We start from the raw sequence: 14,194 nt of genomic DNA on the forward strand, positions 1-14,194 counted from the left end.
TACATATTGACAATATTTTATTGCTTATTCTTCGTAACAGAGTCTTTGGCACAACAAGAACCTACTCTGATTACTCAAAAATCAGGTTCAAATTATCTCTTTCAGTCAAGAGAATTATCGAATGGTCTAAAGATGGATATTTACCGTAAGAAGGGGGGCGATTCCTACAAAAAACTAAATGAACAGCCAGTTGAACGAATAAAAAACGGTGTTGAATTTAGGTCAGCAATTGGGGAAGAACTGTATCAACAGCTCAAAAATGATTTGCAGACAGATAATGAAATTGCGACCTATCTAAATCTGATAAACAATCCTGAATTACAGCGTCTACTTAGTTTTGCTAGCCCTGATGTAGCTCAGGCACTAGGGTTTTTATTCATTGATAAAGGAAGTGAAGTCAATAGAGATTATACCTATAAAATAGTTTACTATAAAGACAGTGAAAGTGTAGATGAAGTGGAAGTATCTCACAACAGCATACCTTCTTTTCCTAAAGCGCCAAAAGAACTGGGTATGTCTTTTGATGCAGAAAAAATCAGCATTACCTGGGAAATGGAGCCGGATGTCAAAGAGTTATACACTAGTGGCGTTCATGTTTATGCAGAAGACCCAAATGGTAAAGTCACTCAATTGAATGATCGATTAATACTTCATACAGGATCAGAAAATCAACTGTTTGTCTTCAGCCTCCCATTTGATAATACCACCTATAATTTCTTTATGAAATCTCAAGACATTACAGGTCAGAAAAGTGAAAAATCTGAAGAGTTGACTGTGACCCTAAAAGATCAAACAGCACCTGATCCAGTTTCTGGTTTAGTAGCTAATTCAGTTAAAGGAGAACCAAGTGTCATCACCTGGGATGTGAGTTTAGAAAATGACCTTAAAGGTTATAATGTATATCGTGCACCTCGCACTATAGATTCATTTGTAAAAATTAATGATGAGCTACTGAGCCCTTACAATAATTTTTATAAAGATGAAACTGTAAAACCCGGTAAAAAATATGCTTATTCAGTTACTGCAGTAGACTCTGCCGGAAATGAAAGTAGAAAAACGAGTCGTACCACAGTCTTTATTGAGGATTACGAAAAACCTAATGCACCACTAAATTTAAAGGCTGTTTATAATGAGACCTCTGGGAATGTTGAACTTGAATGGGAATATGAATTCAAGCAAGAAGATTTCAGAACTTTTCAATTATCACGACAGGTCGTTAAAAGAAAAAACAAATCATCTTTTGAAACAGTGAATCCTAAAGTGCTTCGTGAACAAACTTTGTTGACATGGGGCCAACAAATGAAGGTTTTATTCCAGGGTACGTTTATAATTACTATGTAATTGCAATTGATTCTAGTAGTAATGGAAGCGATACTGCTTCTGTTGTTTTTCAAATCCCAGATTTAGACCTACCTGCGCCACCTGAGATCAAAGCAATAAATGAAGATGGTCATCGGGTAAATGTCACCTGGACTGCTTCTGCGGATTATGATGTAGTGGCTTATAAAGTTTATAGAAGCTTGAACGGGAAAGACTCTCTTTTGTCAGAAGATCATTATAGTCAACGACTATACAGAGATGAATCTGTCCAAATTGGAAAAACTTATATCTACTCTGTTGCTGCTGTTGATTCTTTGGGAAACGAAGGTGTCAAAAGTGCAGCTGATACTATCCATATGAAAGATTTTAATCCACCATCCCCTACACGTAATTTGTTTGCAGTTGCAGATAGTGATGGCGTGAAACTTCAATGGGAACAAGTAGCAGATAAAGATCTAGCAGGATATATGATCTATAAAAGCGAAATAGCAACAGGTATCTATGAGTCTGTAATCGATAAGCCTATCATGAAGGAAAGCTACTTAGATGCAAACGGAACTGCTGGTGATTGGTACAAAGTAAAGGCAATAGATACTTCAGGTAATGAGGCTTATGTTAAAAATGGAGTTCAAGCAGTAGAAAGTAGTAATCAATGAGATTTGTATTTCACATATCGCTATTAATTATCAGCCTGATTATTCAGGTATTTCCTGTACAAGCACAATTGTCGGAAGATGATAAAGCTATGGTTAAAAATGCCTATTTCTATTTGCAGCATCAAAAATATAAGCAAGTACTCACCACAACTGAAGAAATGCCTGAGGTATACGATAAATATTTGCTTAAGAGCCTAGCCAACTTTCACACTGATCAGTTAAAAGAAGCTGGAAAATGGCTTGATAAAGGCATAGAGCGATATCCAGATAGCCTTAGATTGTCTGTAATTAAAGCTGATGTATTGTTTTTCCAGGAAGATTTTACTGAAATGCTTTCCCTGTTTCATAGAATTGAAAAGAAGATAGGTATAAAGCACCCTAAGGGGATAGGCTTTGATGAACTTACCAGCAAGGTTGCCTATATATATCAAAAAATGGGCAGAGAAGCTTTTCAAAATAAGAATTTTGAAAAAAGTGAAGATCAATACCTAAAAGCTTTACAATATGAAGCGACTCAAGAGGTTTATTTAGGTTTATGTTTGTCTCTTCTTGAACAAGAAAAATGGAGTAGCTTAATCGATTATAGTAGGGAAGGACTGGAAAAATATCCTGAACAATCCGATTTATTGGGATTATTAGCCAACGCCTATTTCAAAACTGAGGATTATAAAAAATTACAAGAGATATATGTAAAAATATATCAGGCTGATCCAGAGAATATGGATAAAGCATTAACTTTAGGAGAGGTCATGATGGCTAATAAAGATTATAAAGTCGCACAGAAACATTATGATTATTTACTCAATACTTTTCCAAAAAATCAACGTGTGTATGAAGCTGCTTTACAATTAAGTAGTCAATACAGAAATCTTGAAAGCCGCATTGCAATTTTAGAACGCAAGAAGAGATACTTGCCTTCTGAAGAAACAGTAAAGCAATTGGCAGAATCCTATCAATTAGCTCAACAATGGGATAAAGCCATTGACTTATATGATTCATTGTCCACTCACTCTGATAATTCGCTTCTTTTTTTAAAGCAATTGGTAAAAGTATATAATAGAACAGACAGTTTTGATATTGAATTATCCAGAATAAAGGAACTTAATCTTCAATATCCTGAGGAGGCTGTGTTTAGTTTAGCCTATCTGGAAAAATTGAATTCCAAGAGTTGTAAGCATAAACTGGAAGGAATAGAGCAAATTTCATTAAAAGACAATAGTCAGGTTCTTACCCGAAAAGCAGAGCTTCTACTTTCTTGTGACCAAGAAAAAAGAGCATATCAGTTACTTCAAAAAGTTAATAAACTGGACTCAGTAGCTCCTGAGGCATACGTATTATTAGCACATATTTCCATAAATAATGAGAACCTTCAAGATAGTTCATACAAGTATCTCAAGCTTGCAAGTAGCAGTTTGCTGAAAACCATTGAAATGGACGAAAAATTATTCAAGGGACTATCCCTCAACAATCCTTTTAATCCTATATGGTTAGAAGTACCACAAATGAAGGTTTGTCTAGAAAGAAGGAAGGAAAGTTTAGAAGAATTACTTGATTTAGCAAGTCGCCATTTTAATCTAAGCCAAACGGAGGGTTTGTTCAAGATGCTTCATAAGGATTTTGAGGGTAATGCACTTTTAATGTTCTTAAGTGGCCAACATTATGCCTTTCATCGCCAAAAGGAACTGGCTTTAAAACAATATAAAAAAGCCATAGAGCTGGAGCCAGAACTCATTTCTGCTCAATATGAGTGGGCAAGATTAAACGAAAAATTAAAACAAGAGGAAGCTGCAATCATGGGGTATGAAAAAGCAATCTCTATTGATGATCAATATGCGGATGCTTATGATGGGTTAATCAGACTTTACAGAAATAAGGGAGAATTAAGCCAATTAACGGATCGTTGGATGTTGGTTTATAGCAATAATAAAGGTAATGATGTTTTGAAAAATGCTTTGATTGAAGCCTTACATAAGCAAGGTAGAATGGAAGAGGCAAAAGCCATAACAAAAAATGAATAGGCAGAGAACTTAAAAAATTATAAGATATGAAACTACTTATACAAATTGGTATTTGTTTCATGTGTTTGACTCCAGTCTTTGGGCAAAACCTAGAAAATTTGGATGAAATCACAAAGCGGAAATTTATGGAATTCAAAGGCTCCTTAACTATAGGTGCTAATTTCTATCACACTACTGCTGATAGGGGGCAGCAAAACCCTTTTAGTTATATTATTAGTGGAACACCGGTACTTTCCATTTATGGTTTTGATCTGCCATTAAGCTTTACTTTCGCTTCTCAGCAATTTTCAGTGGCTGGACCAAATACTGATATGTTCGATCGCTATGGCATGAGTCCTTATTACAAATGGGTAACAGTTCATGCAGGTTATAGAAATGTATCTTTTTCACCTTATACTTTAAATAATCATAATTTCTTAGGAGGTGGTTTTGAATTGAAGCCAGGTAAATGGAGGATTGGTTTTGTATATGGTCGATTTACAGATGCAATTGAGGAGGATACCACAGCATCCAACCCACTAGGGCCTTCCTACAAAAGAAAAGGTTATGCAGCTAAATTGGGCTATGGGGACAATAAAAATCATATTGAATTTAGTTTTTTGAAAGCGAAAGATGATGTAAATAGTATTGAACAGCCGACATTCACAGATATTAGTCCGGCAGAAAACTTATCGGTTGGATTGAGTGGTAAGCTAACCTTCTTAAAAAATTTTTCAATTGAAACACATTTGGGTGTGAGTGCATTCACTGAAGATATTACAGCTAGAGAATTGAGTGCATATGAAGATTTACCTTTACTTAACCTGAGGCAATTTTACCAACCAAAAGCTTCTTCACGTGTTGATTTTGCTGGAGATGTGAGTCTAAATTTTCAACAATCATGGTATTCTGTTAAGGCTCAATATATGCGTATTGATCCCGAATATGAGACTATGGGAAGTTATTATTTTAACAATGATATAGAGCGATATACAATTGCTCCAAATTTCACATTTTGGAAAGGAAAATTGACATTGGGTGGGAGTATAGGTATTCAACAAGATAACTTATTGAAAGATAAAGCCGCCACCACAAGAAGAGTAATAAGCTCCACAAATATGCAGGTCAATCCATTCCCTCAATTTTCTGTAAATGCGCAGTACAGCAATTATGCAACAGAACAATCATCAGGGCTAGTTAAATTGAATGATACTATAAGAGTATTTCAGGTAAACCATTCAATTAGCATTACACCTTCATATTTTATAGCTAAAGAGCAGTTTTACCATACCTTCGTATTGGCATTGAGCAAACAAACCCTTCAAGACAAGAATCGCTTTACAGAAAATTATACAGAATCAGTTACTAACAATGCAAATTTCAACTACCAATTAAGAAATAATCAGTTTGCTTATACACTTTCTGGCGGTTTGAATTACCTGAAGTTAAACAATGTATCACAGGAGTTGAATAGATACGGATTTTCAGCTGGAGCAGAAAAAGGACTTTGGGAAGAGAAAGTTAAACTGGGCCTAAATGGCATGTATAATATTTCTAGAGCTGATGGTCAAGGAGATGGATTTATTTTAACGAATACACTAAATATTTCCTACATACCATCGCCAGCACATGCTTTCATTATTCGAGGACAAAGTATTTTAAATAGGACAAGCTTCGAATACAACGATTATATGTTAAGTGTGAATTATAACTTTAATTTTTAAGAGATGAGACCACTGAAACTTCTAAACAAATATAATATATTATTCATTTGTTCCTTTCTTTTAAGTGTAACCTTAAATGCACAAGATGCTGGCTTTTTTCAACAACAAAAAGTGTCAGCAATTAACAGTCAGGAGGATGATTTATTTGGTGGACAAATTAGCATGCTAGGTGATACCTTGGTACTTGCCAGCGCCAAGGGTTATAATAATAATATTGGAGCTGTTAGTTTTTTGCGGGAAAATGAAAGTGGGAATTGGCAGGAATTCTTTACCATTATAGGGAATCCGGACAATGGTACTAGTTTTGGTTCAGAAGTGGCTATTGTAGAAGATTTTGCTTTTGTTGCTCAAAGTAGCAGTGATAATTCTGGTGAAGTAAGGGTTTATCAAAGAGGGGCTAGTAGCAACAGTTGGAATTTTCTGAAGGTAATCAAAGATTCTTCACCTGCTGCTTCAAATTTTTTTGGTTACGAAATCATCGCTAAAGGAGACTTTTTGATGGTTTCCGATCAAAAGTCCAATGTATTTATTTATAAAAAAGACGAAGGTGGATTAAATAACTGGGGATTGATTAAAGAAATTACCGGACAAGCAGATGCCGACTTTGGAGCAGCAATGGATTTTGATGGTGAAACTTTGGTAATAGGAGCCCCCTTGCACGATGGCGAGTTCACCAATGAAGGAAATGCTTATGTTTATGAGTTGAATGGTGCGCAAACAGATTTCGACCTAGTTCGTGACGACTTAATCAGTATCAATTCCAGAAATACTACTGATGGAAATTTTGGTGCTAGTGTTTCTATTGAAGGTAATCGCATGCTTGTAGCAAGCCCTGGTGAAAAATCTTTACAAGGTTTTTCACAAAGATATGAAGGGGGTAATTGTTATGTTTTGGACGAATCCTCTAGTGGTACAAATAACTGGGGTTATAGTGGTTTTATTGATATTCCAATTTTTGAAGATGAGCCAGGTACTATTTCAAAAGTCCTACTACGTAATAATAATATTTTCATCAATTTTATTAATCGAAGTTTAGAATGTCAGCCATCTGCAGGGGTAATCTATTGGTATAAATTAGATAAAGGTTATCTTTTCGATTCATTTGATTTTTTTCAACTGCTCAAACAAGCTGCCCCTTCAGCTAATGCTCATTTTGGATCTGACTATGCTTTTAATGGAGGTAATGACTTAGTGGTAGGTAGTAATGCCTATTTTACTACTGAAAAATCAGTTTCTGGAGATCTCATATTTTTTGGAAAGCAAGCCTTCGTGAGCGAACCTTTAAAAACCTTTCAAACCTATGACGCTACCTATGCCGACCTAATTTCGCCAAGTTCAGTACAGCTAAATGCAGTTCCAGAATTCACTGATTTTTCAGAAGAAAGCGGCTTTGTAGTTAGTAGTACTAATCCTACGCCCACTTTATGTGACGATGTATATATTCTGCCTTCTGGAGCTACTGAATTTACACTAACTGTCAATGATTTAGAACCTGCCACTGAATATTATTTCAGACCCTACAATATTAGTAGTAGAGGGGAAAGTTATGGTTTAGTAGAGCAGTTCAGAACGAACCCTGTGGATAGTAGGCTCATTTTTGAAGATTTGATAGACAATTATTCAGGTTCGTCTATTTCAACCAATTCAGTAGTTGTGGGTTCAAATGATGAATATATTTTTGCTGAAGTTAATGCTGGAGGAAGTAAAAGCATAGTAAGCATTGAAAATCAGGTGGAAGGAATTTCTGTCGTTCAGAACTTATCTTTTAGTGCAATGGGTCTTAAAAATTCTGATAATATAAATTCTCTGGAAGTAAGTGAGGATGGTAACTATCTGTATGCTGGAATAAGTGGATTAGACAAACTCATTAGTTTTAGTATTAATAGTACCACAGGAGCCTTAAGTGTTTTAGAAACTTTAAGCTTTAATGGTAATGATTATCTAGGGAATACCATTACGGGTATAGAGAATATTGTAGAAATTGTTAGCAGTAATGACAACAAACATCTTTATGTTCTAAGTCGCTATTCAGACGATCAAAGTGAAACCTACGTATCTGCATTTGCTATCAACCAGACAACTGGAGAGCTAGAATTTATCGATAAATTTATTACTGGTGAAAATATGGCCAGTATCTATTTATTGGGTCAAAGTATGGACATTAAACCAGATGGCTCAGAAATACTTGTAACTACTGGGGCTGTGGAATCCGGAGATAATGGGCTTATAAGTTTCTCAAGAAACAGTACTACTGGTGAACTTACTTTTGTTAATGCATATCAGGATTTTATGCTTGAAGGTGAGAATGTTCGAGAACCTTCTTTTCAAATCCGATATAGTAAGGATGGTAATAGAGCTTATGGTATTGGCACTTTTGGAACCTTGATGGTTTTTAATGTAAATAATACAGCTATTGAAGTTATTCAGAATATTACTTTTTCTCCTCAACAAGCTTCCGCATTAGCTGTTGGAGCAGATGAACAAGTCTTTGTTAAAATAATATCCAACCAATATGCAGACAGGCAATTAGAGGCTATAAATGTATTCGAATTTGATCAAGAATCTAATAAACTTGAGATCTATGAAAGTAAAAGAGATGTGATTGTAGATGTTTATGGTGAGCCTCAAAATATTATAGAATCGAATAAACTAATAACAGATAATAATAGTGGATTCCTTTACACTAGTGGACAAAATTCTTTAAATCAATTTAGTACAATAGCGCCAGGAGCTAATGATTTTTCATTTGGCTTTGAGTCATATTATTTTGAAGAAAATGAACCCGAAGGCACAGCAACAGGTGAGTTTTTCTCTTTCAATCCTGAAAATGCATTCTATGAGCTGGTTTCAGGTGAAGGTGATGATGATAATGAAGTATTTAGTATTGAAAATGGTCAACTGATAATCAATGAGGTCGCAGATTATGAAAACAAAGATAGTTATTCTGTTCGAGTGAAGGCAGAAACAGAAGAGGGGGAGACATTAGAAGATGTTTTTGTCATAAATGTTAATAATGTCAATGAAGCACCCACTGCTATCAATTTTAGCACCTCTCAAATTAAAAGTGATTATAGTGGAGGATTATTGGGGCAATTATCAGCTGAAGACCCAGATATGCTAGATGATATAAGGTTCTATTTTATAGAAGGAGATAATGATAATAATGATTTTATAATTGAAGGAAATGAGGTATATACTAAAGAAGACTTTGCGCTGGATAGCAGGGAAGAGTTAGAACTTGATGTTAAAGCGGTTGATGTTTTTGGAGATGGCCTAAGTATTTCGGGATCCTTTAAAATTGATGTGATATACCTGCCTGACGCTGACGGAGATGGAATTCCGGACAGTGAAGATAACTGTCCAAATACCTTCAATCCCGATCAAGCAGATAAAAATGATAATGGTATTGGAGATGTCTGTGATTGTGAAGTTTTAATAAACCCATCAGCAGAGGTATTATGTAATGATAACTCCATTACACTTGATGCAGGTAATGGTTTCACTAGTTACAATTGGTCTACTGGAGATACTTCAAGAGTAATAACTATCAATTCTGCAGGAGTCTATTCAGTTGAAGCAATCAATGAAGACAATTGTTTAGCTATAGATAGTATCAAAATAGAGACAGTAGAAAACCCTACAGTAAACTTAGGAGATGACATAACCTCTTGTTTAGGAGATACGATTACGCTTGATGCTGGTAGTGGTTTCCAATCCTATAATTGGTCTACTGGAGAAAGTACGCGACAAATAGAGGTAGTAAATTCAGGAGAATATTATGTTTCCGTGACCTCTACTCAAGGGTGTATTGAATCTGATACTGTTCAAGTAAATTTAGATCAAACATCAGAAGCTGAGCTGAATAGTTATGGATTTATTTTAACAGCAAGTGAAGGTTCAGATTATCAATGGTATTTTGATGGTGAACTTTTAGCTGATTCTACTCAGTCTATCATTGCAAGAAGAATGGGGGTTTATGAAGTGGCAGTCATTTCAGAAACTGGTTGCATTAGTTATTCTGAGGAAGTAACCGTGCTAGTAACAGCCGAAAAGGAAATTGCTTCTATGGATACTAGGATATATCCCAATCCAGCTAAAAATGAAGTTTCCATATTTATTCCTCAGAAGTATGATGAGGAGGTGGATATCTCAGTTTTCTCTTTAAGTGGTGAATTAATGAAAGAAATATCAGATTATAATTCTCCTACTAAAATTGATATTAGCAAATGGGAATCTGGTGTTTACCTTATTCTGTTGAGATTTGAATCATTTGAAAAAACCTTTAAAGTAATAAAGAAATGACACTAAAATGTAAATATAAGAGTCTACTGTTTCCGTTTATTTTTACGATTATTTGTTTTTCCTGTGAGCTAGGAGATTCACCTTCCGAAGAAGATTTAGGGGAATTGCCTAATGAATGGGTTGTTGAGAAAGTATTAATAGATGGAATTGAAGATAATGCTACCAATTATTCCAATTTTTTATTGTCTTTTTTTCAAGATGAGTCCTATGATTTACGTGATATATATGGAGATATTGAAGAAGGCAGTTGGACAGTTACCAACGAATCACAATTGATATTAACACCCAATCAAGGAGAGAGCAGAGAGTATATAATTGTTAATTTAGAAGAGAATCAACTTATTCTATTACTGAAGGATGAACATTTTAAAGAGACAGAATCTACCTTTGAGTATACTTTGGTTCCGGACTAAAAATCAAAATATTAATTATGGAATTATTCATTGTAAAGAGGTAGAATGGAAAAGATTTTTCCAATTGATCTAATATATTAGGTTATCATCACTCCATTTAAGACGCCATATCTTCTAAAAGACGCCTTGTCTATTGAATGGATGCCATTCATAGGCTGGTCACCCCTTGGGTGAAAAATCTGAATTTAAAAATTAAAGACAAACTCAGATTAATTTCAATTCAATTTTGAAGAAATATATTTTTTCACTTCTAGAAATTTTCCTACCTTTATATCGTACACGATTAAAACGCAAAAGATTTAATAATGAATACGAATTTTATAAAGAATTCTCTCCGAATTTTATTAGGGGTAATAATGACAATAGCTGGAATAGGGCATCTTACTTTTCAACGAGAGGAATTCCTTGCACAAGTACCGAGATGGTTACCTACCGATCCTGCTTTTATGGATTTTGTGGTTTTATCCTCAGGAATTGTAGAAATTTCATTAGGTCTGTAAATGATTATTCTAATTAAACATAAAGCGAAAGTAGGAATAGCTTTAGCCTTGTTTTATATCCTGATTTTCCCTGGAAATATTTCTCAATACACAAATGGAATTGATGCTTTTGGTTTAGATACCGATCAAAAACGATTGATAAGATTATTCTTCCAACCTGTATTAGTGATATGGGCATTGTGGTCAACTGGTGGTTGGAAATATTTGATTTCAAACTTCAAAAAATAGGTTATTATGAATTTTTATGACTTTGAGGCTAAGCTCTTAACTGGTGAAAGTATTTCCATGAAGGTTTTCGAAAGAAAGACCATTATTGTTGTCAATACAGCCAGTAAATGCGGTTTAACACCACAATATGAAGGATTAGAAAAACTTTATAAGCAATATAAGGATCAAGGGTTAGTGGTTTTAGGTTTTCCTTGTAACCAATTTGCGAATCAAGAAACGGGCGATTCTGAAGATATTCAGGAGTTTTGCCAGTTGAATTATGGAGTGAGTTTTCCTATGTTTGAAAAAATCGATGTAAATGGATCAAAAGCGCATCCTATTTTCAAATATCTTAAGTCTCAACTTAAAGGTGGAATTTTAGGAAGTAAAATTAAATGGAATTTCACTAAATTTATCATTGATAAAAATGGTCTTCCGGTTAAGAGGTTTTCACCTAGCACGAAACCTGTAAAAATGGAAGCGACCATTAAAAAGATAATATAATATGGATGAAAAGTTTAGCGCTTTATATTTAGAAAATCAGTTGTGTTTCCCTTTGTATGCAGCATCAAGATTAACCACTAAATTATATGCTCCATATTTAAATGATTTAGATATTACTTATCCGCAATATCTAGTGATGTTAGTCTTATGGCAACATCAAGAACAAACGGTAAACAAAATAGGGGAGCGCTTATTATTAGAATCCAATACTTTAACGCCTTTGTTAAAACGACTAGAAAAAAAGGAATTAATTTATAGAAAACGCTCCGAAACGGATGAAAGAACTGTGGTAGTTTCCCTTACTGAAAAGGGAGAATTACTTAAACAAAAAGCATCTGAAATTCCTGAAAAAATTATTGGATCTTTTAAGGATGAAACCATATCAGAAACCGAAGTTTTTGCATTTAAAGAAATGCTAGAGAAGTTGATTAAGACCTTGGAAGAAAAACTATGAATGTAAAAAAAGCCATCTGCAGAAAAGCAGATGACTTTTGAACGACTAAAAATAAAATCATTTCAATGACCAAACAGTAAAACTGTTAGGAGGACATTGGATTTTAACCCATTGGTCATTTTGCGTGGTGGGTTCCCAGTTAGAATTTCCGGTATAATCTTTTATCACTGAATTACCCCAATTAGTTGGCACCCATCTTTCCAACCATTGATTGGAATCGTTGAGGTAAACCACAATGCCAGGATTTCCATTTCTTCTGGCTACATATTCGTCATTATCGGCATATAAAATATCAGTTCCTCCAGTTGCTAAATTTCGATGAATCCACATTAAGTTATCCAACTTATCTTGATCTAACCATTCTTCATAGTCTTGATAAAATAGGGTAGGATAGCCTTCATGCGTGAATATATAAGCATAAGCATGCAATTTATCTGTTATCTCATCCGTATCATGATTGGCTACGAAAGTTACGGCCTTAGCCGCATCTCTTTTCCAAAGCATATCGCCTTGAAGTTTTGTTAGGTCATTTCCATCAAAAGCCTCGTTCATCCGGTAATAGCAAGCAAAATCGAAAGCAGAAGCGGTTCTATTGGTGCTATTTACCCAATCTTGTAAAAGTTGGGCATTTCCATCCCAATATTCACCAACTGCAAAGCCGCCAACATTGTACATCCATTCTCGGACTACCCAGCCGCCAAAACCTTTGACATAATCAAATCTCCAGCCATCGAAGCCGAGTTCATCTCTATAATATTTTCCAACACCATCGCTACGGTTCCAAAGCCAATCTTGCACATATGGAACAGAATGACTTAAGTCAGGAAAGCCCCCGAATACACCTTCATCACTTCCAACCACTGCATTTGGGTGAAAATCACTAGCAGAACGATAAAATTTACCTGAAGCAGGATTGAAATCCGTATAGGTATCAGTACCCGTGTAAGGGTTGGCTTCTAAATCTGCTCCACTATTATGGTTTAATACGATATCTGCATAAACCTCCATGTCATATTGGTGGGCAGTATTGATTAAACTTTCGAGTTCTGTTCGAGAACCAAAGCGGGTTTCAACTGAACCTTGCTGGTCATAATCCCCAAAGTCGAAATAATCAAAGGGATCATAGCCCATGGAATAGCCACCATTCATAGCTTTTGATACAGGGGGTAGCCATAAGGCGCTCACGCCTGCAGCATCCCAATCAGGAATTTTACTTTCAATGGTTTCATACCAAGTACCACCAGCAGTCACATCCCAATAAAAAGCCTGCATGATAATGCCACCACCTGGTCCAGGATTTCTTTCATTTATATTTTCATCAGTTTGAGTGACATCCGAAAATGGGTCAGTGGCTTTTTTGTTAGCATGTTTTCGCTGTTCTTCCAGCTGCCTATCATCTGAACATGATACAATTATTGCCATCAGCAATAATCCGTTAAATAGTTGTGCAATTAATCGTTTCATAAAGTATAATATTTGGTTGAAAGTCTAATAACTATAATAAATAGCTATTATAAAAGGAATGTACAGATATTAATTCCGAAAACGTTTGCGGTTTCGATTGCAAAAAAATGTAATGTAATATTATTTTAGGCTATAGACTCACAGTTGAAATAATGGAATAATATAATTCTAGGTGAAGTTATTTGTGCAGATTTTAAATATGAATTACCTATGATGATTTGCTTTTTGAATTAATAAACACCTATTCAGTAACTTTAATATCAAATTACTTTTGTAGTTTTTACAATCTGAATTTATAATTTTGAGAATGCTTAATGTGAATTTTGTAAAGAGTACGGAAAACAACGTGGTAGAATAAATTTTCAAAATGATTAAAAAAAAAGTAATTCATTGGCTTACTAGCGGTATGTTTACTATTAGTTTTATAGGAATTAGTCATTATATATATGTATATCATAATGAATTAGTTGGCGTAGTATTTTTGGATATGATATTTTATATTCCCGTTATAATAGCATTTGCATTTGGCTTTGGTCAAGGAGAAAGTGCTTATTATGTGTCATTAACGATTGAAGCGATCATCATATGGTTAGCTATTTATTTCTTGATAAGACATAAGAAAAGCTCTATTAATGATTAAATATATAATGAAA

At 34.7% G+C, this 14,194-nt stretch carries 12 protein-coding genes; 11 read left to right on the forward strand and 1 reads right to left on the reverse strand.

Annotation, left to right across the window (positions count from 1 at the left end; all coding sequences use genetic code 11):
* The first annotated feature begins 45 nt into the window (after positions 1-45).
* The 10 genes from ABWH96_RS10840 to ABWH96_RS10885 all read left to right on the forward strand — a co-directional run bounded on the left by ABWH96_RS10840 (position 46) and on the right by ABWH96_RS10885 (position 12,077).
* On the forward strand, positions 46-1,341 hold the full coding sequence (locus ABWH96_RS10840) for a fibronectin type III domain-containing protein (protein ID WP_375577546.1): 1,296 nt from the start codon (positions 46-48) through the stop codon (positions 1,339-1,341).
* Complete coding sequence (locus ABWH96_RS10845) at positions 1,287-1,976, forward strand: fibronectin type III domain-containing protein (protein ID WP_375577547.1); 690 nt, start codon at positions 1,287-1,289, stop codon at positions 1,974-1,976. The genes ABWH96_RS10840 and ABWH96_RS10845 overlap by 55 nt, the downstream gene beginning before the upstream one ends.
* Positions 1,973-3,994, forward strand: coding sequence for a tetratricopeptide repeat protein (locus ABWH96_RS10850; protein WP_375577548.1), 2,022 nt, complete (start codon positions 1,973-1,975; stop codon positions 3,992-3,994). The genes ABWH96_RS10845 and ABWH96_RS10850 overlap by 4 nt, the downstream gene beginning before the upstream one ends.
* 26 nt (positions 3,995-4,020) lie before the next feature.
* Entirely contained in the window at positions 4,021-5,697 is a 1,677-nt protein-coding gene (locus tag ABWH96_RS10855; protein WP_375577549.1) for a hypothetical protein, read from the forward strand.
* Between the two features lie 3 nt (positions 5,698-5,700).
* On the forward strand, positions 5,701-9,999 hold the full coding sequence (locus ABWH96_RS10860; RefSeq protein ID WP_375577550.1) for a T9SS type A sorting domain-containing protein: 4,299 nt from the start codon (positions 5,701-5,703) through the stop codon (positions 9,997-9,999).
* Positions 9,996-10,412: a lipocalin family protein gene (locus ABWH96_RS10865; protein ID WP_375577551.1), complete on the forward strand. Its 417-nt coding sequence runs from the start codon at positions 9,996-9,998 to the stop codon at positions 10,410-10,412. The genes ABWH96_RS10860 and ABWH96_RS10865 overlap by 4 nt, the downstream gene beginning before the upstream one ends.
* Positions 10,413-10,717: 305 nt before the next feature.
* Positions 10,718-10,912 (forward strand): hypothetical protein, encoded by a 195-nt coding sequence (locus tag ABWH96_RS10870; protein WP_375577552.1) that lies wholly within the window; start codon positions 10,718-10,720, stop codon positions 10,910-10,912.
* Positions 10,913-11,140, forward strand: a complete 228-nt coding sequence (locus tag ABWH96_RS10875; RefSeq protein ID WP_375577553.1) for a hypothetical protein — start codon at positions 10,913-10,915, stop codon at positions 11,138-11,140. It abuts the gene before it with no gap.
* A 6-nt stretch (positions 11,141-11,146) separates the two neighbouring features.
* Complete coding sequence (locus ABWH96_RS10880) at positions 11,147-11,623, forward strand: glutathione peroxidase (protein WP_375577554.1); 477 nt, start codon at positions 11,147-11,149, stop codon at positions 11,621-11,623.
* Position 11,624: 1 nt separating this feature from the next.
* Positions 11,625-12,077: a MarR family winged helix-turn-helix transcriptional regulator gene (locus ABWH96_RS10885; RefSeq protein ID WP_375577555.1), complete on the forward strand. Its 453-nt coding sequence runs from the start codon at positions 11,625-11,627 to the stop codon at positions 12,075-12,077.
* Positions 12,078-12,134: 57 nt separating this feature from the next.
* On the opposite strand, the gene ABWH96_RS10890 is transcribed toward ABWH96_RS10885, so the two are convergent.
* Positions 12,135-13,541 (reverse strand): alpha-amylase, encoded by a 1,407-nt coding sequence (locus ABWH96_RS10890; RefSeq protein ID WP_375577556.1) that lies wholly within the window; start codon positions 13,539-13,541, stop codon positions 12,135-12,137.
* 367 nt (positions 13,542-13,908) lie between these two features.
* On the opposite strand from ABWH96_RS10890, the gene ABWH96_RS10895 reads away from it, so the two are divergent.
* Positions 13,909-14,181, forward strand: a complete 273-nt coding sequence (locus ABWH96_RS10895) for a hypothetical protein (RefSeq protein ID WP_375577557.1) — start codon at positions 13,909-13,911, stop codon at positions 14,179-14,181.
* The last annotated feature ends 13 nt before the right edge of the window (positions 14,182-14,194 follow it).

The sequence above is a fragment of the Marivirga tractuosa genome, from assembly GCF_042140215.1.
In the GTDB taxonomy this organism is placed as follows: Bacteria; Bacteroidota; Bacteroidia; order Cytophagales; family Cyclobacteriaceae; genus Marivirga; species Marivirga tractuosa_A.

Excerpts from the sequence above, each read along its gene's own strand:
- ABWH96_RS10845 (WP_375577547.1), top strand. The coding sequence starts at position 1,287 with ATGGGGCCAACAAATGAAGGTTTTATTCCAGGGTACGTTTATAATTAC.
- ABWH96_RS10850 (WP_375577548.1), top strand. The coding sequence starts at position 1,973 with ATGAGATTTGTATTTCACATATCGCTATTAATTATCAGCCTGATTATT.
- ABWH96_RS10855 (WP_375577549.1), top strand. The coding sequence starts at position 4,021 with ATGAAACTACTTATACAAATTGGTATTTGTTTCATGTGTTTGACTCCA.
- ABWH96_RS10860 (WP_375577550.1), top strand. The coding sequence starts at position 5,701 with ATGAGACCACTGAAACTTCTAAACAAATATAATATATTATTCATTTGT.
- ABWH96_RS10865 (WP_375577551.1), top strand. The coding sequence starts at position 9,996 with ATGACACTAAAATGTAAATATAAGAGTCTACTGTTTCCGTTTATTTTT.
- ABWH96_RS10870 (WP_375577552.1), top strand. The coding sequence starts at position 10,718 with ATGAATACGAATTTTATAAAGAATTCTCTCCGAATTTTATTAGGGGTA.
- ABWH96_RS10875 (WP_375577553.1), top strand. The coding sequence starts at position 10,913 with ATGATTATTCTAATTAAACATAAAGCGAAAGTAGGAATAGCTTTAGCC.
- ABWH96_RS10880 (WP_375577554.1), top strand. The coding sequence starts at position 11,147 with ATGAATTTTTATGACTTTGAGGCTAAGCTCTTAACTGGTGAAAGTATT.
- ABWH96_RS10885 (WP_375577555.1), top strand. The coding sequence starts at position 11,625 with ATGGATGAAAAGTTTAGCGCTTTATATTTAGAAAATCAGTTGTGTTTC.
- ABWH96_RS10890 (WP_375577556.1), bottom strand. The coding sequence starts at position 13,541 with ATGAAACGATTAATTGCACAACTATTTAACGGATTATTGCTGATGGCA.
- ABWH96_RS10895 (WP_375577557.1), top strand. The coding sequence starts at position 13,909 with ATGATTAAAAAAAAAGTAATTCATTGGCTTACTAGCGGTATGTTTACT.